The sequence below is a fragment of the Streptomyces sp. SID14436 genome, assembly GCF_010548465.1.
In the GTDB taxonomy this organism is placed as follows: Bacteria; Actinomycetota; Actinomycetes; order Streptomycetales; family Streptomycetaceae; genus Streptomyces.
Genome location: NZ_JAAGMD010000261.1, coordinates 1 through 20,590 on the forward strand (window position 1 = coordinate 1; position 20,590 = coordinate 20,590).

The 20,590-nt window shown below is 71.4% G+C and carries 19 protein-coding genes and 1 riboswitch; of the genes, 11 read left to right on the plus strand and 8 right to left on the minus strand.

Annotated features, from left to right (window positions below):
• The coding region (locus tag G3I53_RS09325; RefSeq protein WP_164438216.1) for an RNA polymerase sigma factor SigF at positions 1-814 on the plus strand (814 nt) is incomplete at its 5' end.
• Positions 815-835: 21 nt separating this feature from the next.
• Here G3I53_RS09325 and G3I53_RS09330 read toward each other — a convergent pair.
• Positions 836-1,285, minus strand: coding sequence for a hypothetical protein (locus G3I53_RS09330; protein WP_164333869.1), 450 nt, complete (start codon positions 1,283-1,285; stop codon positions 836-838).
• Positions 1,286-1,421: 136 nt separating this feature from the next.
• Here G3I53_RS09330 and G3I53_RS09335 point away from each other — a divergent pair, with 136 nt between their 5' ends.
• Positions 1,422-2,390, plus strand: coding sequence for a diacylglycerol kinase family protein (locus G3I53_RS09335; RefSeq protein ID WP_164333870.1), 969 nt, complete (start codon positions 1,422-1,424; stop codon positions 2,388-2,390).
• A gap of 319 nt (positions 2,391-2,709) precedes the next feature.
• Positions 2,710-2,967, plus strand: coding sequence for a WhiB family transcriptional regulator (locus G3I53_RS09340; RefSeq protein WP_003992873.1), 258 nt, complete (start codon positions 2,710-2,712; stop codon positions 2,965-2,967).
• Between the two features lie 239 nt (positions 2,968-3,206).
• Here G3I53_RS09340 and G3I53_RS09345 read toward each other — a convergent pair whose 3' ends face one another.
• The gene (locus G3I53_RS09345) at positions 3,207-4,670 is read right to left on the minus strand and encodes a PAS domain-containing sensor histidine kinase (protein ID WP_164333876.1); all 1,464 of its coding nucleotides are present in this window, start codon (positions 4,668-4,670) and stop codon (positions 3,207-3,209) included.
• 597 nt (positions 4,671-5,267) lie between these two features.
• Here G3I53_RS09345 and nagB point away from each other — a divergent pair.
• From nagB to G3I53_RS09380, 7 genes are all read left to right on the plus strand, one after another.
• Entirely contained in the window at positions 5,268-6,053 is a 786-nt protein-coding gene (nagB, locus tag G3I53_RS09350; RefSeq protein ID WP_164333871.1) for a glucosamine-6-phosphate deaminase, read from the plus strand.
• A 209-nt stretch (positions 6,054-6,262) separates the two neighbouring features.
• Positions 6,263-7,027 carry a GntR family transcriptional regulator gene (locus G3I53_RS09355; RefSeq protein ID WP_164333872.1) on the plus strand — a complete coding sequence of 255 codons (765 nt, stop codon included), beginning with the start codon at positions 6,263-6,265 and terminating at the stop codon, positions 7,025-7,027.
• A gap of 204 nt (positions 7,028-7,231) precedes the next feature.
• A complete protein-coding gene (locus G3I53_RS09360; RefSeq protein ID WP_164333873.1) occupies positions 7,232-7,501 on the plus strand; it encodes a DUF3311 domain-containing protein in 270 nt (89 codons plus the stop codon).
• Positions 7,498-9,126, plus strand: a complete 1,629-nt coding sequence (locus G3I53_RS09365) for a sodium:solute symporter family protein (protein WP_164333874.1) — start codon at positions 7,498-7,500, stop codon at positions 9,124-9,126. The genes G3I53_RS09360 and G3I53_RS09365 overlap by 4 nt, the downstream gene beginning before the upstream one ends.
• 81 nt (positions 9,127-9,207) lie before the next feature.
• A complete protein-coding gene (locus G3I53_RS09370; RefSeq protein ID WP_164333875.1) occupies positions 9,208-9,729 on the plus strand; it encodes a GNAT family N-acetyltransferase in 522 nt (173 codons plus the stop codon).
• A gap of 92 nt (positions 9,730-9,821) precedes the next feature.
• Positions 9,822-9,918, plus strand: a riboswitch (cobalamin riboswitch).
• A 145-nt stretch (positions 9,919-10,063) separates the two neighbouring features.
• Positions 10,064-12,439 (plus strand): ribonucleoside-diphosphate reductase subunit alpha, encoded by a 2,376-nt coding sequence (locus G3I53_RS09375; protein ID WP_164438217.1) that lies wholly within the window; start codon positions 10,064-10,066, stop codon positions 12,437-12,439.
• Positions 12,439-13,458 carry a ribonucleotide-diphosphate reductase subunit beta gene (locus tag G3I53_RS09380; RefSeq protein WP_164338886.1) on the plus strand — a complete coding sequence of 340 codons (1,020 nt, stop codon included), beginning with the start codon at positions 12,439-12,441 and terminating at the stop codon, positions 13,456-13,458. Before G3I53_RS09375 ends, G3I53_RS09380 begins: the two co-directional genes overlap by 1 nt.
• Positions 13,459-13,527: 69 nt before the next feature.
• On the opposite strand, the gene G3I53_RS09385 is transcribed toward G3I53_RS09380, so the two are convergent.
• Entirely contained in the window at positions 13,528-13,764 is a 237-nt protein-coding gene (locus G3I53_RS09385; RefSeq protein WP_239063701.1) for a hypothetical protein, read from the minus strand.
• A gap of 93 nt (positions 13,765-13,857) precedes the next feature.
• On the opposite strand from G3I53_RS09385, the gene G3I53_RS09390 reads away from it, so the two are divergent.
• Positions 13,858-14,820, plus strand: a complete 963-nt coding sequence (locus G3I53_RS09390) for a helix-turn-helix domain-containing protein (RefSeq protein ID WP_164334057.1) — start codon at positions 13,858-13,860, stop codon at positions 14,818-14,820.
• A gap of 21 nt (positions 14,821-14,841) precedes the next feature.
• On the opposite strand, the gene G3I53_RS09395 is transcribed toward G3I53_RS09390, so the two are convergent.
• From G3I53_RS09395 to G3I53_RS33220, 5 genes are all read right to left on the minus strand, one after another.
• Positions 14,842-16,212 (minus strand): cytochrome P450, encoded by a 1,371-nt coding sequence (locus tag G3I53_RS09395; protein ID WP_164334058.1) that lies wholly within the window; start codon positions 16,210-16,212, stop codon positions 14,842-14,844.
• Positions 16,209-17,294, minus strand: a complete 1,086-nt coding sequence (gene cyc1 / locus G3I53_RS09400) for an epi-isozizaene synthase (protein WP_164334061.1) — start codon at positions 17,292-17,294, stop codon at positions 16,209-16,211. Before cyc1 ends, G3I53_RS09395 begins: the two co-directional genes overlap by 4 nt.
• A gap of 298 nt (positions 17,295-17,592) precedes the next feature.
• Positions 17,593-18,243, minus strand: coding sequence for a peptide deformylase (gene def / locus G3I53_RS09405; RefSeq protein WP_164334059.1), 651 nt, complete (start codon positions 18,241-18,243; stop codon positions 17,593-17,595).
• Between the two features lie 119 nt (positions 18,244-18,362).
• Entirely contained in the window at positions 18,363-19,343 is a 981-nt protein-coding gene (locus G3I53_RS09410) for a hypothetical protein (RefSeq protein ID WP_164334060.1), read from the minus strand.
• 157 nt (positions 19,344-19,500) lie between these two features.
• Positions 19,501-20,590 (minus strand): HD domain-containing protein (locus G3I53_RS33220; protein ID WP_203616790.1); only part of this gene is annotated, 1,090 nt, incomplete at its 5' end.

A 20,590-nucleotide genomic window follows, 5' to 3' on the forward strand; every position in this document is an offset into this window, starting at 1 on the left:
CGCACCGGCCGCGCACGGGGCGCCGCGCGCCCAGAGCGCGCGCGGCGCCCAGCACCACCCGCTGGACCGCAGCGGGGCGCGCGCGCTGTTCCTCGAACTGCGCGAGCTCCCGGACGGCAGTCCCGAGTACGCGGAACTGCGCAACCGGCTGGTGCGGATGCACCTGCCGCTCGTCGAGCACCTCGCGCGCCGCTTCCGCAACCGCGGCGAGCCGCTGGACGACCTGACCCAGGTCGCCACCATCGGTCTGATCAAGTCGGTCGACCGCTTCGACCCGGACCGCGGGGTGGAGTTCTCCACCTACGCGACCCCGACGGTCGTCGGCGAGATCAAGCGGCACTTCCGCGACAAGGGCTGGGCGGTGCGGGTGCCGCGCCGGCTGCAGGAGCTGCGCCTGGCGCTGACGACGGCCACCGCCGAGCTGTCGCAGCAGCACGGCCGCTCCCCCACCGTGCACGAACTGGCCGAGAAGCTGGCGATCTCGGAGGAGGAGGTGCTGGAGGGCCTGGAGTCCGCCAACGCCTACTCCACGCTGTCCCTGGACGTCCCCGACACCGACGACGAGTCCCCCGCGGTCGCCGACACCCTGGGCGCCGAGGACGAGGCGCTGGAGGGCGTGGAGTACCGGGAGTCGCTGAAGCCGCTGCTGGAGGACCTGCCGCCGCGCGAGAAGCGGATCCTGCTGCTGCGCTTCTTCGGGAACATGACCCAGTCGCAGATCGCGCAGGAGGTCGGGATCTCGCAGATGCACGTCTCCCGGCTGCTGGCGCGCACGCTGGCCCAGCTGCGGGAGAAGCTGCTCGTCGAGGAGTGAGCGGGCCCGGGGCCCGGAGGACTACTGCCCGGCGTTGCCGGGCCCCCGGATGCCCAGGGCGCGGGTCGTCTCGGGGTTGACGAGCAGCACCAGCGCGGCCACGGCGACGACGGCCAGCGCGATCCCCGCGGGAATGGCCACGCTGTCGGCCTGCAGCAGGTTGTAGGCGACCGGCAGCGCCAGGAGCTGGGTGATGACGGCCGGGCCCCGGCTCCAGCTGCGACGGGCGAGGAGCCCGCGTGCGGCGAACAGCGGCAGCAGCGCGAGCACGACGAGCGTCACTCCGCCCGTGACGGCCTGCTGCCGGTCGTCGGGTGCGCCGGTGACGGCGAGGACGGCCATCCAGATCCCGCCCGCCAGCAGGCCGACGCCCTCCAGGGCGACGAGCACCGCGGCGTACGTCAGGCGGCGCGGACGGGGTCCGGCGGTGTCCGCGGCGGCGGGGGCGGCGGGGGTCTGCTCACTGCTCACCCCTGCAGGGTAGCCCGCACGCGCCGGGCCGCGGGCGGCCCGCCCCGCCCGTGCGGCCCTCGGCCGGTTCCGCTCCGCCGTGGCGATTTCCCCCTCGGCCTGGGCCGAGTACCGCCCGGTAGGTACCCTGCAACCCATGCGTGCACTTCTCGTGGTCAATCCGGCGGCAACCACCACAAGTGCGCGTACGCGCGATGTGCTGATCCATGCGCTCGCCAGCGAGATGAAGCTGGAGGCCGTCACCACCGAGTACCGCGGCCACGCGCGCGACCTGGGCCGGCAGGCGGCGGAGAGCAACGAGACGGACCTGGTGGTCGCCCTCGGCGGGGACGGCACGGTCAACGAGGTCGTCAACGGCCTGCTGCACGCCGGCCCCGATCCGGAACACCTGCCCGGCCTCGCCGTGGTCCCCGGCGGCTCCACCAACGTCTTCGCCCGCGCCCTGGGGCTGCCCAACCAGCCGGTGGAGGCCACCGGCGTCCTGCTGGACGCGCTGCGCGAGGGCCGGGAGCGCACCGTCGGGCTGGGCCTGACCTCCGGGACGCCCGGCTCCGAGGACGAGGGCGTGCCCTCCCGCTGGTTCACCTTCAACGCGGGTCTCGGCTTCGACGCCGGGGTCGTCGGGCGGGTGGAGCAGCACCGGGAGCGCGGCCGGAAGTCCACGCACGCCCTGTACATGCGCCAGGTGGTGCGCGCGCTGTTCGGGGAACCGCACCGGCGGCACGGGATGATCACCCTGGAGCAGCCCGGCGAGGATCCGGTGACCGACCTGGTGCTGTCCATAGTCTCGAACACGTCGCCGTGGACGTTCCTGGGCAACCGCCCGATCTACGCCTCCCCCAAGGCGTCGTTCGACCACGGGCTCGACCTGTTCGGTCTGCACCGGCTGTCGTCGGCCGCGGTTGCCCGGTATGGCACCCAGTTGCTCACTTCGTCCCCCGAGCGCGGACCCCGGGGCAGGCACGCGGTCTCCCGGCACGATCTGACACGCTTCACCTTGCATTCGAAGGTGCCACTGCCCCTCCAGATGGACGGTGACCACCTGGGACTGCGAACCAGCGTGACGTTCACAGGCGTTCGCCGTGCACTGCGTGTGATTGTGTGAGCAGAAGGGGCTAAAGTCCTTTCACTCGAACGTTTAGGCCAGGGTCCACCCCATGGAAGTACGGCTGTGACCTAGTCGACACCGAAGAATCAAAAAAAACTTTCCAGAAGGGGTTGTATCCGCCGCTGAGGTTTGCGAGTCTCTACATGGCGATCGGGACGGCCCGCAACACCGGCCTCCACAGATCACCGGAACCCCTCTCCAAAACCAAGGACCTACGCCAGGGAACCTGGCGGTCGGCCCTTCCCTTGTTGAGGGATTCGTGAAAGCGTTCACATTCACAAGCAACCCGCAGTAATACCAAGGAGAGGTAGCAGCCATGGACTGGCGTCACAACGCCGTTTGCCGCGAGGAAGACCCCGAGCTCTTCTTCCCCATCGGCAACACCGGTCCTGCGCTGCTGCAGATCGAGGAAGCCAAGGCCGTCTGCCGCCGCTGCCCGGTGATCGAGCAGTGCCTGCAGTGGGCGCTCGAGTCCGGTCAGGACTCCGGCGTCTGGGGTGGACTCAGCGAGGACGAGCGCCGCGCGATGAAGCGCCGCGCCGCTCGCAACCGGGCCCGTCAGGCTTCCGCCTGACCTACCACCCCTGCTGACAGCCTGAGCTTGGCGGCGCGTACGGCGCGTACGCATCTCCCGCCCCCGAGCCGCAGCGCGCAGTTGAGCACTGGCCTCGGACCGCATCGCGGTCCGGGGCTCTTTGCTGTACTCCCCCGGCACCGACGCCGGCACCGGGCCCCGACCCCGCGCCCCGTCCCCGGGCGTCCCAGCCCCGGCCGGCCCCCGGCACCGCTACGCCTACGCCTACGCCCCCGCGGTCACTTGTCCGCCCGCACCGGGATGTCGAGGATCACCCTGGTCCCCCGCCCCGGCCCCGGGACCATGTCGAAGGTGCCGCCCAACTCGCCCTCCACCAGGGTCCGCACGATCTGCAGCCCCAGGTTGCCCGCGGTGTGCGGGTCGAAGTCCTCGGGCAGGCCGACCCCGTCGTCCTGGACGGTGACCAGCAGGCGCGACTCCTTGGTGGTGCCGCCGCGGACCGCGGACACCTCCACCGTGCCGGTCTCACCCTCCCGGAAACCGTGCTCCAGGGCGTTCTGCAGGATCTCGGTCAGCACCATCGACAGCGGGGTGGCGACCTCGGCGTCGAGTATCCCGAAGCGGCCGGTGCGCCGGCCGGACACCTTGCCCGGGGAGATCTCCGCCACCATCGCCAGGACCCGGTCGGCGATCTCGTCGAACTCCACACGCTCGTCCAGGTTCTGGGACAGCGTCTCGTGGACGATGGCGATGGAGCCGACCCGGCGGACCGCCTCCTCCAGGGCCGCCCGGCCGCGTTCGGAGCCGATCCGCCGCGCCTGGAGCCGCAGCAGGGCCGCCACCGTCTGCAGGTTGTTCTTCACCCGGTGGTGGATCTCCCGGATGGTGGCGTCCTTGGTGATCAATTCCCGTTCGCGGCGGCGAAGTTCGGTGACGTCACGGAGCAGCACCAGCGAACCGATGCGGGTGCCCTTCGGCTTCAGCGGGATGGCCCGGAACTGGATGACGCCGTTGGCCTCGATCTCGAACTCGCGGGGCGCCCAGCCGCTGGCCACCTTGGCCAGCGCCTCGTCCACGGGGCCGCGGGAAGGCGCCAGTTCGGCGGTGGTCTGCCCGAGGTGGTGGCCGACCAGGTCGGCCGCCAGGCCCAGCCGGTGGTAGGCGGAGAGGGCGTTCGGCGAGGCGTACTGGACGACGCCGTCGGCGTCGAGCCGGATCAGCCCGTCGCCCACCCGGGGCGAGGCGTCCATGTCGACCTGCTGGTTCGCGAAGGGGAACGCGCCGGCCGCGATCATCTGGGCGAGGTCGGAGGCGCTCTGCAGATAGGTGAGCTCCAGCCGGCTGGGGGTGCGCACGGTCAGCAGGTTGGTGTTGCGCGCGATGACGCCGAGGACCCGGCCCTCGCGCCGCACCGGGATCGACTCGACGCGGACGGGGACCTCCTCGCGCCACTCCGGGTCGCCCTCGCGCACGATCCGCCCCTCGTCCAGGGCCGCGTCGAGCATCGGGCGGCGGCCGCGCGGCACGAGGTGGCCGACCATGTCGTCCTGGTAGGAGGTGGGTCCGGTGTTCGGCCGCATCTGCGCCACGGAGACGTAGCGGGTGCCGTCACGGGTGGGGACCCACAGGACGAGGTCGGCGAAGGAGAGGTCGGAGAGCAGCTGCCACTCCGACACCAGCAGGTGGAGCCACTCGAGGTCGGTGTCGTCGAGGTCGGTGTGCTGGCGTACGAGTTCGTTCATGGAGGGCACCCGGTCGAGCGTACCGGGGGGCGCGCGGCCGGCCCGGAGACACCCGCGGGCCGCGGCGCCTGGGAGGGACCCTCAACCCTCCCGGCACCGCAGCCCGGAGCACTACCGGCCGGCGGGGTGTGCGGTCCCGGTCGGCCGTGGGAGGAGCCGGGGCAGTCAGGGCAGAGAGCTCCGGTTCCTCGGTCCGCCCTCCTGTGCGGGGAGGGCGAGCTCGTGGTGTTTCCGATCGTCCCGACGAGCGGGGGTTCTGACAAGGGATCGTCCAGCGATCGAACGCTTTGATCGATCACCCGTGCAGCCCATTGTGGACTGGACCACTCTCCGTGTCCATGCGTGGGAGGGGGTTCGTCCGGGCGGCTGCGACGAACGCGTGCGACCCGTGGTCGTCCACCGTGCAGCCTAACCCGTACGGCCCTCCCGGCGGACCGCCCGGCCGGTGGGGTCCGGGCCGTGGAACGGTTAGCGCCGCGGGGGCTCACGTCGTACCCTGGTAAGTTCCAATTGGTCTAAACCACCGGTGGGGATCGGCCCTTCGAGACCCCCGGGGCCCGACCAGTCGAGTCCTTCTCACAGATCGGCAGGCACAGCGTGGAAGTTGTCATCGTTCCGGATGCCAAGGCCGGTGGCGAGCTCATCGCCGACGCCATGGCGCAGCTCCTCCGGCGCAAGCCGGACGCCCTGCTCGGCGTGGCCACCGGTTCGACGCCCTTGCCCATCTACCAGGCGCTGGCGGCGCAGGTGCGCTCCGGTGCCGTGGACACCTCCCGGGCCCGTGTCGCCCAGCTGGACGAGTACGTGGGCCTGCCCGCCGACCACCCGGAGTCCTACCGCTCGGTGCTGCGGCGCGAGGTGCTGGAGCCGCTCGGCATCCCCGCGGAGTCCTTCATGGGGCCGGACGGCGCCGCCGAGGACGTGCAGGCCGCCTGCGAGGCATACGACCGGCAGCTGGCCGAGGCCGGCGGGGTGGACCTGCAGCTCCTGGGGATCGGGACGGACGGGCACATCGGTTTCAACGAGCCCTGCTCCTCGCTCGTCTCGCGCACCCGGATCAAGACGCTGACCGAGCGGACCCGCACCGACAACGCGCGTTTCTTCGACGGGGACGTCGAACAGGTCCCGCACCACGTCATCACCCAGGGCATCGGCACCATCCTGGAGGCCCGCCACCTGGTGCTGCTCGCCACCGGCGAGGGCAAGGCGGACGCGATCGCCGCGACCGTGGAAGGGCCGCTGGCGGCGGTCTGCCCGGCCTCCGCGCTCCAGCTGCACCCGCACGCCACGGTGGTCGTCGACGAGGCCGCCGCGGCCAGGCTGAAGCACGCCGACTACTTCCGGCACACCTTCGCCAACAAGCCGGACTGGCAGGGCATCTGATCCGGACCGGGGCGCACGGCGGCCCGGCCGGGGTCCGCCTGGGCCCCGGCCGGGCCCGTGGTGGCCTAGACCAGCATCCCGTCGCGGCGGTATACAGAGGGGATCACGGACCGTGCGGGGCACATCCCCGCCCCCAGCCGTGCCACGATGTGAGCCGCGGCCGACGGGGATGTCGGTCGCTTCGGCACCGGTAGCCGGGAAGGCAGAGCATGAGCACCGACGTCAGCAGTGCGGAGAACGAGGGTGGGACTGCGGTCCGTACGGCGCGCGTGCCCAAGTACTACCGGCTGAAGAAGCATCTGCTCGACATGACCGAGACGGCGCCGCCCGGCACCGCGGTCCCGCCCGAGCGCACCCTGGCCGCCGAGTTCGACACCTCGCGCACCACCGTGCGCCAGGCGCTCCAGGAGCTGGTGGTCGAGGGCCGGCTGGAGCGGATCCAGGGCAAGGGCACCTTCGTCGCCAAGCCCAAGGTCTCGCAGGCGCTGCAGCTCACCTCCTACACCGAGGACATGCGCGCCCAGGGGCTGGAACCGACCTCCCAGCTGCTGGACATCGGCTACATCACCGCCGACGACCGGCTCGCGGGGCTGCTCGACATCACGCCCGGCGGGCGGGTGCTGCGCATCGAGCGGCTGCGGATGGCCAACGGCGAGCCGATGGCCATCGAGACCACCCACCTGAGCGCCAAGCGCTTCCCGGCGCTGCGCCGCAGCCTGGCCAAGTACACCTCGCTGTACACCGCCCTCGCCGAGGTGTACGACGTCCACCTCGCGGAGGCCGAGGAGACCATCGAGACCTCGCTCGCCACCCCGCGCGAGGCCGGTCTGCTGGGCACCGACGTGGGCCTGCCGATGCTGATGCTCTCGCGGCACTCGCGGGACCGGGACGGGCAGCCCGTGGAGTGGGTGCGGTCGGTGTACCGGGGCGACCGGTACAAGTTCGTGGCCCGGCTCAAGCGCCCCCAGGAGTGAGCCCCGCCGGGCCCCGGGGAGCCTCGCCGAGGTCACGGACGAAACCGCCGGAATCGGGTGGTTGACAGGGATTCCGTTGCTGTTGCCTTGCGTTTGGGCGGCGTTGGGATACCGCTGTCCGGACGGGGGTTACGGCTCCGTTACGCCCGCCCCTAGATTTCCTGCGCATCACGCCGGAGATCAGTGAGGGGACGGAACTGCCCGATGTCGAAAGCACCGGAAGAACCACCCGCGGAGCCCGTGGTGACGCCCGTCCGCGTCGTCATCGCCCTCTGCCTCAGCGCACCGTTCGTGGCCATGCTGTGGGTCGGGTCGTACGCGAAGACCGATCCCGTGTTCATCGGCATCCCGTTCTTCTACTGGTACCAGATGCTGTGGGTGGTCATCTCCACGGCGCTGACGATGACCGCGTACCAGCTGTGGAAGCGTGACCAGCGCGCCCGCCGCGCCCAGAGGGGCGGTGCGCAGCAGTGAACGACGGCGTGAACGGCGTGGCGCTCGCCGTCTTCATCTTCTTCTTCGTCCTGGTCACGGCCATGGGCTTCCTGGCCGCGCGCTGGCGCAAGGCCGAGAACGCGGACAACCTCGACGAGTGGGGCCTGGGCGGCCGGTCGTTCGGCACCTGGGTGACCTGGTTCCTGCTCGGCGGCGACCTGTACACCGCGTACACGTTCGTGGCCGTGCCCGCGGCGATCTACGCGGCCGGCGCGGCGGGCTTCTTCGCGGTGCCGTACACGATCCTGGTGTACCCGCTGATCTTCACCTTCCTGCCCCGGCTGTGGTCGGTGTCGCACAAGCACGGCTATGTGACGACGTCGGACTTCGTGCGCGGCCGGTTCGGCTCGAAGGGGCTGTCGCTGGCGGTCGCCGTGACCGGCATCCTGGCGACGATGCCCTACATCGCGCTCCAGCTGGTGGGCATCCAGGCCGTCCTCGACGTGATGGGCATCGGCGGCGGCGAGCACACCAACTGGTTCGTCAAGGACCTGCCGTTGCTGATCGCGTTCGGTGTCCTGGCGGCGTACACGTACTCGTCGGGGCTGCGGGCGCCCGCGCTGATCGCGTTCGTGAAGGACACGCTGATCTACCTCGTCATCGCGGTGGCGATCATCTACATCCCGATCAAGCTGGGCGGCTTCGACGAGATCTTCGCCAAGGCGGGCGCGGCCTTCGACGAGACGAACCCGGCGACGGGGGCCCCGCGCGGGGCGCTGGTGCCCGGGGACGCGGGTCAGTGGACGTACGCGACGCTGGCGCTGGGTTCGGCGCTCGCCCTGTTCATGTACCCGCACTCGATCACGGCGACGCTGTCCTCGCGCAGCCGTGAGGTGATCCGCCGCAACACCACGATCCTGCCGCTGTACTCGCTCATGCTGGGGCTGCTCGCGCTGCTCGGCTTCATGGCGATCGCCGCGGGCGTGTCCGTGCAGAACGGCCAGCTCGCCATCCCGCAGCTGTTCGAGGACATGTTCCCGGACTGGTTCGCGGGGGTGGCCTTCGCGGCCATCGGCATCGGGGCGCTGGTGCCGGCGGCGATCATGTCGATCGCGGCGGCGAACCTGTTCACCCGCAACATCTACAAGGACTTCATCCGGCCGGACGCGACACCGGCGCAGGAGACCAAGGTCTCCAAGATCGTGTCGCTGCTGGTGAAGGTGGGTGCGCTGGCCTTCGTCCTGACCATGGACAAGACCGTGGCGATCAACTTCCAGCTGCTCGGCGGCATCTGGATCCTGCAGACCTTCCCGGCTCTGGTGGGCGGCCTGTTCACCCGCTGGTTCCACCGCTGGGCGCTGCTCGGCGGCTGGGCGGTCGGCATGGTCTACGGGACGGTCGCCGCGTACGGGGTGGCGTCGCCGACGCAGAAGCACTTCGGCGGCTCGGCGAAGGAGATCCCGGGCATCGGCGAGATCGGCTACATCGGTCTCACCGCGTTCGTGATCAACGTGCTGGTGACCGTGGTGCTGACATTCGTGCTGCGGGCCGTCAAGGCGCCCGAGGGCATCGACGAGACGCAGCCGCAGGACTACACGGCGGACGCGGGCGACCCGGGCGTGCAGGTGGAGCTCCCGCCGGCGACGGCGGGCAGCGCGCACTGACACCCCCAGGGGGCGAGGGACGGCGGGCCGACGGTGGAAAACCGGCGGCCCGCCGACCCGTGCCGGGGGCAGACTCGCCCCATGGACATCACCATCCGCCACGCCCGGCCCGCCGAGTACGCGACGCTCGGCACGATCACCGCCCGCGCCTATCTCGACGACGGGCTCCTCGACTTCGGGGACAGCGACCCGTACCTGGGCGAACTGCGGGACGTCGCGAAGCGGGCCGCGGCCGCCGAGGTGCTGGTCGCAGTGGAGGGTGAACCGCCGCCCGGCGGCCGGGTGCTGGGCGGGGTGACGTTCGTGCCGCACGGCGGGCCGATGGCGGACCTGGCCGGACCCGGCGAGGCGGAGATCAGGATGCTGGCGGTCGACCGGGCCGCCCGGGGGCGGGGCACCGGCGAGGCCCTGGTGCGGGCGTGTGTGGACCGGGCGCGGGCCGTGGACGGCTGCGTGCGGGTCGTGCTGTCGACCCAGCCGAGCATGCACGCGGCGCACCGGATCTACGGGCGACTGGGCTTCGTCCGCGCCCCGCACCGCGACTGGAACCCGGTCCCGCACCTGGACGACCTGAAGCTGCTGTCCTACGAGCTGACGCTCTGACACCGGCGCTCCGGCACCGGGCGCGCCACAAGATATGGGGCTGTCCGCAACGCCCGGCACAAGATGTATGCTCATGCTCGCTGTCGCCGCAGGGGAATCCGGTGCGAATCCGGAACTGTCCCGCAACGGTGTACTTGTGCGTGTTCGCGGCTTTCCCCGCGCCCGCGCACGGGCTTCAGTCCGAGGACCTGCCGACAGTGCGCCCGGCCGTCCGGCCCGGGTGCTCCGACGTCCGGGCCTCGCGGAATGGGCCGGTGGACGCACGACGCCGTGCGCGTCCCGTGCTGCCCCCTGCCCTCGACGAGGCCCCGTGCCGAGCGAGGGAGAGCCCCACGTGACCATCGCGCCAGCGGATCCGGTCTCAGCCAGTGACGTACCCCCGGAGGGCGACGGCCCGGGTGCGGCGCTGCTGCGCACCCTGACCGTGCTGACCGCCGACCTCCCCGACGCCGACCCCGGCCGGGTGGCCGCCGCCGCCCTGCGCGGCCGGTCCGCGCGGGCGGACGAGGCGGAGCTGCGGGAGCTGGCCACCGAGGCCGCGGCCGGGCTCATCTCCGAGGACCCCGCCTACTCCCGTCTCGCCGCCCGGCTGCTGACCCTCGCCATCCGCGAGGAGGCCGCCTCGCAGGGCGTCACCTCCTTCACCTCGTCCGTGGCCACCGGTCACCGCGAGGGCCTCGTCGCCGACCGCACGGCCGCGTTCGTGCGGCGGCACGGGGACCGGCTGGACGCCCTGGTCGACACCGCGGCCGACGACCGCTTCGGGTACTTCGGGCTGCGCACCCTGCACAGCCGCTACCTGCTGCGGCACCCGATCACCCGCAAGGCCGTCGAGACTCCGCAGCACTTCCTGCTGCGCGTCGCCTCCGGGCTCGCCGAGGACGACAGCACCCGGTCGGTGGACGAAGTGGCCGCGCTGTACGGGCTGATGAGCCGCCTGGACTACCTGCCGTCCTCCCCCACCCTCTTCAACTCCGGTACGCGGCACCCGCAGATGTCGTCCTGCTACCTGCTGGACTCCCCGCGGGACGAGCTGGACTCGATCTACGAGCGCTACCACCAGGTGGCCCGCCTCTCCAAGCACGCGGGCGGCATCGGCCTGGCCTACTCCCGCATCCGCGCCCGGGGTTCGCTGATCCGCGGCACCAACGGGCACTCCAACGGCATCGTCCCGTTCCTGAAGACGCTGGACGCCTCGGTCGCCGCGGTCAACCAGGGCGGGCGGCGCAAGGGCGCGGCGGCGGTCTACCTGGAGACCTGGCACGCGGACATCGAGGAGTTCCTGGAGCTGCGCGACAACACCGGCGAGGACGCCCGCCGTACGCACAACCTGAACCTGGCGCACTGGGTGCCGGACGAGTTCATGCGCCGGGTGGACGCCGACGCCCCGTGGTCGCTGTTCTCCCCGGCGGACGTGCCGGAGCTGGTGGACCTGTGGGGCGAGGAGTTCGACGCCGCCTACCGGGCGGCCGAGGCGAAGGGCCTGGCCCGCAGGACACTGCCCGCGCGGGAGCTGTACGGCCGGATGATGCGCACCCTGGCGCAGACCGGCAACGGCTGGATGACCTTCAAGGACGCCGCCAACCGCACCGCCAACCAGACGGCCACGCCGGGTCACGTCATCCACTCGTCCAACCTGTGCACGGAGATCCTGGAGGTCACCGACGACGGGGAGACGGCGGTCTGCAACCTGGGGTCGGTCAACCTGGGCGCGTTCGTGGACCCGGAGGCGGGCGACCTGGACTGGGAGCGGCTGGACGCGACCGTCCGCACCGCCGTCACGTTCCTCGACCGGGTGGTGGACATCAACTTCTACCCGACGGAACAGGCGGAGCGCTCCAACGCCCGTTGGCGCCCGGTCGGCCTGGGCGCGATGGGCCTCCAGGACGTGTTCTTCCAGCTCCGGCTGCCCTTCGACTCCCCCGAGGCGCGGGCGCTGTCCACCCGGATCGCCGAGCGGATCATGCTGGCCGCGTACGAGACGTCCGCGGACCTCGCGGAGCGCAACGGCCCGCTGCCGGCCTGGGAGCACACCCGGACCGCCCGGGGCGTGCTGCACCCCGACCACTACGCGACGGACCTGGCGTGGCCGGAGCGGTGGTCGGCGCTGCGGGAGCGGATCGCGCGCACCGGGATGCGCAACGCGCTGCTGCTGGCGATCGCGCCGACGGCCACCATCGCCTCGATCGCGGGCGTCTACGAGTGCGTCGAGCCGCAGGTGTCGAACCTGTTCAAGCGCGAGACTCTGTCGGGCGAGTTCCTGCAGGTCAACTCCTACCTGGTGGACGACCTGAAGCGGCTCGGCGTGTGGGACGCGCGCACGCGTGAGGCCCTGCGCGAGGCGGGCGGCTCGGTGCAGGGCTTCGCCTGGATCCCCGAGGAGGTGCGCCGGCTCTACCGCACGGCGTGGGAGATCCCGCAGCGCGGACTGATCGACATGGCCGCCGCGCGCACCCCGTTCCTGGACCAGTCGCAGTCGCTGAACCTGTTCCTGGAGACGCCGACCATCGGCAAGCTGTCGTCGATGTACGTGTACGCCTGGAAGCAGGGCCTGAAGACCACGTACTACCTGCGGTCGCGCCCCGCGACCCGGATCGCCCGCGCCGCACGGGCCCAGAGCCCGGCGGCCGTCCCCGTCCCGCAGGCGGCCCCCGACGAGGCCGTCGCCTGCTCCCTGGAAAACCCCGAGTCCTGCGAGGCCTGCCAGTGATGTCCAGCCCCACCCGTACCCAGAACCTGCTCGACCCGGGCTTCGAACTGACGCTGCGGCCCATGCGCTACCCCGACTTCTACGAGCGCTACCGGGACGCCATCAAGAACACCTGGCACGTGGAGGAGGTCGACCTCCACTCCGACGTGGCGGACCTGGCGAAGCTCAGCCCGTCCGAGCAGCACCTCATCGGCCGGCTGGTGGCGTTCTTCGCCACCGGTGACTCGATCGTCGCGAACAACCTGGTGCTGACGCTCTACAAGCACATCAACTCCCCCGAGGCCCGGCTGTACCTGTCCCGGCAGCTGTTCGAGGAGGCGGTGCACGTCCAGTTCTATCTGACGCTGCTGGACACGTACCTGCCGGACCCGGAGGACCGGGCGGCCGCCTTCGCCGCGGTGGAGAACATCCCGTCCATCCGGGAGAAGGCCGCGTTCTGCTTCCGGTGGATGGACTCCGTGGAGAAGCTGGACCGGCTGGAGAGCCGTGCGGACCGCCGCCGGTTCCTGCTCAACCTGATCTGCTTCGCGGCCTGCATCGAGGGCCTGTTCTTCTACGGCGCCTTCGCCTACGTGTACTGGTTCCGCAGCCGCGGCCTGCTGCACGGCCTGGCGACCGGGACCAACTGGGTGTTCCGCGACGAGACGATGCACATGTCCTTCGCCTTCGACGTGGTCGACACCGTGCGCAAGGAGGAGCCGGAGCTGTTCGACGAGCAGCTGGGGCAGCAGGTGACCGACATGCTGCGGGAGGCGGTCGAGGCGGAGCTGCAGTTCGCGCGCGACCTGTGCGGTGACGGCCTGCCGGGGATGAACACCGAGTCGATGCGGCAGTACCTGGAGTGCGTCGCCGACCAGCGGCTGACCCGGCTGGGCTTCGCGCCGGTGTACGGCTCGGAGAACCCGTTCTCCTTCATGGAGCTCCAGGGCGTCCAGGAGCTGACCAACTTCTTCGAGCGCCGTCCGTCCGCGTACCAGGTCGCCGTGGAAGGCACGGTCGACCTGGACGAGGACTTCTAGGGGACAGCGACCGCCGGGCCGGGGCCCGAGGTCCGTCCGGTCCGGCACCCGCGGGGGTGCCGCCCCGCCTCACGCCGCCCGGGCGGTGTGGTGCGGGTCGGCGCTCCGCGCCGGGCCGGCCGGGTCCGAGGGCACGGCCCGCAGTCCGGCGGTACGGCGGGGCAGGGGCCGGGTCTCGGCCTGCCGGAGCTGGCGGTCGATCCGCCGGTCGCGCACGATGCCGACCACGGCGGGCAGGATCATCAGCGCGAACAGTCCGAGAACGAAGAGCATTCCGATCAGTGCTTGCGTCTGTGTCGTATCCATAGACATCAGTGTTACGTCGAATGCTCCTTACCGACAGTGGCAGGACTGCCGCGCACCCTCGATTTACTGCCAGAGGCGAGGCAGACTGGGGTCATGCTCCGCGATGTGGCCGTCGTCCTGCTCGACGGCGTCAACCCCTTCGAACTCGGGGTCGTCTGCGAGGTGTTCGGCACCGACCGGACCGACGACGGCCTGCCCGGCTACGACTTCGCCGTCGCCTCCGCCGAGGGCCCGGCCGTGCGCACCGAATCGGGCTTCACGCTCCAGGTCGAGCACGGCCTGGAACGCCTGGAGAGCGCCGACCTCATCGCCGTCCCCGCCGGACGGGGATTCGACTCGCGCCCCTTCCCGCCCGACCTGCTGGACGCCCTGCGCCGCGGGGTCGCCCGGGGCGCCCGGGTGGCCAGCGTCTGCTCCGGGGTGTTCGTCCTCGCCGCGGCCGGACTCCTCGACGGCCGCCGCGCCGCGGTCCACTGGCGCCACGCCGAGGAGCTGAAGCGGCAGTACCCGCACCTGACGGTGGAGCCGGACGTGCTCTACGTCGACGAGGACCCGGTGATCACCTCCGCCGGAACGGCCGCCGGCATCGACGCCTGCCTGCACCTGGTGCGCAAGGAGCACGGCTCGGAGGTCGCCAACCGGATCGCCCGGCGCATGGTCGTCCCGCCGCACCGCGAGGGCGGCCAGGCCCAGTACATCGAGCACCCCCTGCCGCGCCCGGGGGGCGACACCGTCTCCGAGGTGCTGGTGTGGATGCAGCAGCACCTCGACGAGGAGGTCAGCGTCGAACAGCTCGCGGCACGTGCGCTGATGTCGCCCCGGACCTTCGCCCGCAGGTTCCAGCAGGAGACCGGCACCACGCCCTACCGCTGGATCCTGGGCCAGCGGGTGCTGCTCGCGCAGCGCCTGCTGGAGGGGACCGACGAGACGGTGGACGCGATCGCCGGCCGCACCGGGTTCGGCACCGCCGCCGCGCTGCGCCACCACTTCGTGCGGGCCGTGGGCACCACGCCGAACGCCTACCGGCGGACGTTCCGGGGCCCGCAGGCCGCCTGAACGCCCACCGGAGGACGTGACTCAGCGCTCGACCGGCCGCAGCAGCAGTCGGTTCGGGCGCAGCGTGATGCCGACCCGGGTGGCGGGATCGGACCCGCCGGTCTGCTCGAAGCGGAACCGGGTGGCCAGCGCCGCCGTGATCAGCGTCAGCATGGCCATGGAGAAGTGGTCGCTCGGGCACTTGCGGTTGCCCACACTGAACGGCCGCATGGCATATTTCGGCACGTCCTTCGAACGTTCCGGAAGCCACCGGTCGGGATCGAACTCCAGGTGACGCTCGTACGATTTCGGATCGCGTTGGATCGCGTACGGACTGTAGATGATGTCCGCCCCGGCCGGAATGTGATAGCCACCGAGTTCCGTGTCGGTGACCGCACGCCGGGTCAGAATCCAGACGGCCGGGCGCAAACGCATCGCCTCGACGACGACATTGCCGGTGTGCGTGAGCTTGCGGACGTCCTCGAATGCCACCGGGCGCCCACCCGTGACGGAGAGGACTTCGTCGCGGACCCTGTCCCCTTGCTCCGGGTGCTCGGCGAGCAACTCCAGCAGCCACATGATCGTGGAGGCGATCGTTTCACTGCCCGGGGTCAGTATCGCCACGACCTGGTCGTGGATCTCCTGTTCCCCGATGGGGTCGCCATTGTCGTCCTTCGCGTCCAGCAATGCCGTCAGCAAATCGTCCGGCTTTTGACCGGATGCACGGCGTTCGGCGACGATCTCGTCGACCAGGAGATGCAAATCGGCCAGGGCCCGGTTGAATTCGCGGTTGGCCGGCAACGGCAGCCGGTACAGCCGGCCGAGCGGCACCACCATGCGCCGGTACATGCCGCGGAAGACGGTCGCCAGGGCGACGCACAGCCGCTCCGCCCGCTCGTCCATGAACTGCCCGCGCAGCAGGCAGCGGGCCGCGACGCGCACGGCGATCCGGAACGACTCGGAGGTGGCGTCGATCGTGCGGCCCGACGCCCACCGTTCGGCCAGGGCGTGCGCCTCCTCCTCCATGATCGGCCCGTAGGCGGGGATGGCGTCCAGCTTGAAGGCGGGCTGGATGGTGCGCCGCTGGCGGCGGTGCAGCGGGCCGTTGGCGGTGGCCACGCCCTCCTTGCCGAGCAGCCCCTCCAGGGACTCCCACAGCGGGCCGGAGATGATGTAGTCCGGGCTGAGCGCCAGCGCCCCCGTGAGGGCCGGCGTGGTGACGGCGTAGACGGTCTTGGGCCCCAGTTTGAGGCGCACGACGTCGCCGTGGTCGCGCAGCTGCGCCATGAAGGCCAGCGGGTCCCGGACCAGCTTCCAGCCGTGGCCGAGGCCCGGTACGCCGCCGCCCGCCACGGGGGGCACCCGCAGACCGGCCGGGGCAGTTGCTTCGGGTTTCACCGACTCGACGGTCATTTCTCACCTGCCGCTTCGTTGTTGACGTACGGGGGCGTCGACCGGTCGTCCCAGCTGTCGACCCGGTACCGGCCGGACTCGTGGTGGAACCAGTAGACGGAGCTGAACCAGTTCCGCATGTTTGCGATGCAGGCGCGCACGGCGCCGCCCAGTTCCTTTCCGCCCACGGTTCCGTCGTCGAGACCGTCGGCGAACCGTAAAGCCTCTCTCTCCGCCTCCAGGAATCCCGTGATGCATTCCTCGACGCGACGCCTGAGATCGACGACCGCTTCTTCGAGCGTCATGCCCTCGTGGGTGACGAGACTGATTCCGAGATTGTGGACCTCATTGCCCGCCAATTCCTTCGGCAATGAGCAGAGGTCGTTGTACCAGGCGGCGAATTCCTGACTGAGCAGTGCCGCTTTCCGGTAGGCCGGGTGGTGCCGTACGGTTTCCGGGAGTTCGAGCCCGGCGCTGGGTTCCAGGAGATCGGTCCAGATCCAGTGCGCGAAGGTGAGGCGGCGCAGTTCCAGGTATTCCTCCACACCCGGGACGATGCCTTCGGTCCGGTTGTGGAATTCCCGGTCGTACGCCTCGATCACGGTGTGGAAGTGCCGGGCGAACCGGGCGTTCCACGATGCGTCCAGGAACGAGTACAGCCGCTCCACGCTGTCCGCGAGCCCGGCCACCAGGGGATCGCCGTGACGCAGGTGGTCCCCGGGTCGGTCGAGGGCGGTGTGCAGCGTGTCCTTGAGCCGCCGCCAGGCGGCGGGGCGCCCGTGGACGATGTCGCGGTCGTGCCGGTCGTCCCAGACGAAGAACCAGGCGCTGTAGTCCGCTATCGCCTGCATGACCTCGTCGGGGGCGCCGATGTAGTAGCCCGCCATGAGGTCCGTGTAGCACAGGCCGTCGGCATATTCCGCCACCTTGTCCGCCGGCATGAGCCGCTTTTCGAGCAGCCACGCACGGGTGTTCTCCTGGAGCTTCGGCCAATACGGGTGGAGTTGCCGGGGAAACGCCTCCTCGATCACCGGGAGAGACAGCGCCGGTGGAACCGCGATGGTGGTCGGTGTCGATGTGGTGCCGTGTGACAAAGCATGCACGAACAATCCCCTCTCAGCCGCCAGTTGCGGACACCCGTCCCCCGCCGGGCGTGCGCCGGTGCATTCCCCGCTCCTCTATTCAGCACCACAACTGACCGTTCTGGGAACGGATTTGCTTCATTCACTACCCCAGGATGCCGAGAACCTCCTCTTGCGTGTCTTGATTTGGATCAGTAAGGGACCGGCGGCAGCGGGCAACGGCTGGGGACGCGAACGGCGCCCGGTCCCGGAGTGACCCGGGACGGGGCGCCGTGCGGAAGGGACGGGCGGGACCAGCGGGCCGGACGGGCCCGCCAGGTCAGTCGTTGGCGACCACGGGGTAACGGGGCTCGTTCTCGGCCATCTGCCGCAGCGCGTCCTTGCGTTCCCGCTTGGACAGCCGGTCGATGTAGAGGTAGCCGTACAGGTGGTCGGTCTCGTGCTGCAGGCAGCGCGCGAAGTAGCCGGTGCCGCGGACCTTGATCGGGTTGCCCCGCTCGTCCTGCCCGGTCACCTCGGCGTAGTCGGGGCGGGCCAGCGGCGCGTAGGCGGTGGGCACCGACAGGCAGCCCTCGTTGCTGTCGTCCAGCCGCCGCCGCTCGGCGGGGAGTTCGACCAGCTTGGGGTTGCAGACCACGCCGACGTGGCGGGTGCCCTCGTCGTCCGGGCAGTCGTAGACGAAGACCTTGAGGTCGACGCCGATCTGGTTGGCGGCCAGGCCCACGCCCTCGGCGGTGCGCTGGCTGGCGAACATGTCGTCGACCAGCTGCCGCAGTGCGTCGTCGAACTCCGTGACGTCCCGGCACTCCTTGTGCAGGACCGGGTTGCCGACCACGGTGATCGGGCGGGAGGTGCCGCGCTCGCGGTAGGCGGCCTCGCGCTCCTCGCAGTCCTCCGTGTCGATGACGTACCCCTCGTCGTCCACGGGGAGCACGCCCGCGTGCTGCTGATCGGTGTCCTGCTGAGCCATGACCGACGTGTGCCTTCCTGAAAAATCCGGGCTGGGATGCTGCTACAGGGTACGGGGAGCGCGCCCGCCGGGGGCGCGGGGAACAGGGGTCCGCCCGACCGGGCGGGGCGGGGGTGTGCTCAGCAGACCTCTTCGAGGTCCCGCCAGTCGCGGGAGTCCGGGCTGTCGGCGACCCACCCGTCCAGCAGCCCGCGCACCAGCGCCGCCGGCGCCGCCACCCCGCACTCCCGCTCGGGCACCCACAACTGCCCGTCGGTGCGGTGGCCCAGGGGGCCGGGGTGTCCCGGCTCGCTGTGGTCGTGCGGGTCGAGGTGCTCGCCCTCGCCCTCGTCGGAGGGCATCCGGGACTCGGAGCACATCCGGCACAGCAGCCGCACCGACGACGACCAGTCCTCGGCGGCGAACCCGGCGTCGGCGGCCAGCGCCTCCAGGGCGTCCCGGTCGGCCTCGGTCTCGGCCTCCAGCAGGACCACCCAGGTCGGCACGGGTGACGGCGCCCACAACTCGATCTCGTCGAACACCGGGTAGGTGTGCCCGGCGGCCGTGCTGCGCTCGCCGTGCGGCACACCGTCGTGCAGGACGACCTCGCCCCAGCGGCGGCCGGAGGACGGCAGCGGGATCGACAGCACCTCGATGCGGGCGGGGTCCAGCCGGCGCCCCCACACCACCTCGGCCTCGCCCTCCGGGGACAGCCGCACGGCGGCGCTGCCCAGGTCCATGCCGAGCGGTTCACCGGAGTCGGTGGGCGAGCCGGGCACCTTCAGTCCGTAGGCCTGCCAGGCCCGGCGCGCCAGCGGCCAGTCCTGCAGGGCGGTGGCGGCGATGCCGACGTTCCACCAGTCGGGCGCCCCGGTGTCCCGGTCGAGCAGGGCGACGGCTCGCAGCCCGGCGGCCCGCGCCTGCTCCCAGTCGTGCCGGAACTTGTGCAGCAGCGCGAGGTTGAACCAAGACTCCGACAGCCAGGGTTCCAGGTCGGCGGCGCGGGTCAGCAGCGCGCCGGCGTCCTCGTACCGGCCGTCGCCGATGAGGGTGAACGCGCGGTCCGTGGCCTGCCGCCAGGAGGCGGATGGCCGGTTCCGTCCCTTGCCGAAGATCCTCACGATTCCCGCCTGCCAGTTCCGTGCGGTGGGCCGGCTGTGCCTTTCCGCGCCCCCTGACACTCTCCTCTTCGCATCCAACCACGTACGGCCGGAAGGGCGCTCATTACCCATGGGTTACCCAGCCCCGTACCGGGTCAGACAGTCCCGTCCGTGGCCCTCACCACGCTCCGTCCCCGTGTTCACGCCCCACCTCCGTGTTCCGCGCCAGCACCCGGGCGAGGGCGGCGACGACCTCCGGTGCGTACTCTCCCGCGGTACCGAACCTCAGGTCCTCCAGTGCCGTCAGCGGCCCGCCGGGGCCTCCTTCCCTGGACTTCTCCTCGTACGCGTTCACCACCCGGACGATCCGCGCGGCGAGCGGCTGGCCGGGGTGCGGGTCGCACTGCTGCTCCACGATCCGGGCGACCTCGGGGTCCACCCCGGTCTGGCGCACCACGGCCCCGCCGAGCAGGGCGATCCGCCGCTGCTCGGTGACCGGCAGGGCGGAGGTGGCACCGGCCGGCACCGGGTCGACGAGGCTCAGCTGGCCGATGTCGTGCATCAGCGCGGCGTACTCCAGAAGGGTCAGTTCGGGTGCGGTCAGGCCGAGGTCCCGGCCCACCGCACGGCTGAGCGCCGCCACCCGCCGGGCGTGTCCGGCCGGGGTGCAGCCCGCGATCTCGGTGGCCCGGGCCAGGGAGGCGATGGTCTGCCGGTACGTGGCCCGCACAGCGGCGTACCGCCGGTGGGACAGCTGGGCGAGCAGCAGCGGGACCGCGAGGACGGGCAGCGCCCACAGGCCCGCCACCGCGACCGCGAGCGCCATGACCGCCCCGGTCGCGATGACGGCGGCCTCGATGCCGGGGACGGCCCGCAGCTCGTCCCGCAGCAGCGGCGGGAAGGGCCACCCGGTGCGGGAGCGGGCCATCGCGGCCGCCAGCACGGCGTCGCCGAGGGTGGTCAGGGAGATGAGGGCGAGCAGCAGCAGGGCGTGGGCGGACCCGCCCCAGTCGTCGAACGCCCCCCGGTTGTACAGGGGCTGGAAGCACACCGCGACGAAGCCGACGGCGAGCACCCGGCGGGCCAGCTGGTCGGCGTCCGGCCCGTGCCCGCGGGCGGTGTTCGGCACGCTGCCCAGCAGGGAGGCGGCGAGCACGACGGTGACGACCTGGGCCGCGTCGTGCCGGCTGGGCTCCCCGCCCGCGTCGCCGAGCAGCGCGTACGCCAGCGACCCGGCGGCGGCGAGCGGCGCGGCCTGCCGGATCCGC

What these genes read in the sequence shown, in the direction of transcription:
- G3I53_RS09335 (WP_164333870.1), top strand. Translation starts at nt 1,422, where the DNA reads ATGCGTGCACTTCTCGTGGTCAATCCGGCGGCAACCACCACAAGTGCG.
- G3I53_RS09340 (WP_003992873.1), top strand. Translation starts at nt 2,710, where the DNA reads ATGGACTGGCGTCACAACGCCGTTTGCCGCGAGGAAGACCCCGAGCTC.
- G3I53_RS09345 (WP_164333876.1), bottom strand. Translation starts at nt 4,670, where the DNA reads ATGAACGAACTCGTACGCCAGCACACCGACCTCGACGACACCGACCTC.
- G3I53_RS09355 (WP_164333872.1), top strand. Translation starts at nt 6,263, where the DNA reads ATGAGCACCGACGTCAGCAGTGCGGAGAACGAGGGTGGGACTGCGGTC.
- G3I53_RS09360 (WP_164333873.1), top strand. Translation starts at nt 7,232, where the DNA reads ATGTCGAAAGCACCGGAAGAACCACCCGCGGAGCCCGTGGTGACGCCC.
- G3I53_RS09370 (WP_164333875.1), top strand. Translation starts at nt 9,208, where the DNA reads ATGGACATCACCATCCGCCACGCCCGGCCCGCCGAGTACGCGACGCTC.
- G3I53_RS09380 (WP_164338886.1), top strand. Translation starts at nt 12,439, where the DNA reads ATGTCCAGCCCCACCCGTACCCAGAACCTGCTCGACCCGGGCTTCGAA.
- G3I53_RS09385 (WP_239063701.1), bottom strand. Translation starts at nt 13,764, where the DNA reads ATGGATACGACACAGACGCAAGCACTGATCGGAATGCTCTTCGTTCTC.
- G3I53_RS09390 (WP_164334057.1), top strand. Translation starts at nt 13,858, where the DNA reads ATGCTCCGCGATGTGGCCGTCGTCCTGCTCGACGGCGTCAACCCCTTC.
- G3I53_RS09395 (WP_164334058.1), bottom strand. Translation starts at nt 16,212, where the DNA reads ATGACCGTCGAGTCGGTGAAACCCGAAGCAACTGCCCCGGCCGGTCTG.
- def (WP_164334059.1), bottom strand. Translation starts at nt 18,243, where the DNA reads ATGGCTCAGCAGGACACCGATCAGCAGCACGCGGGCGTGCTCCCCGTG.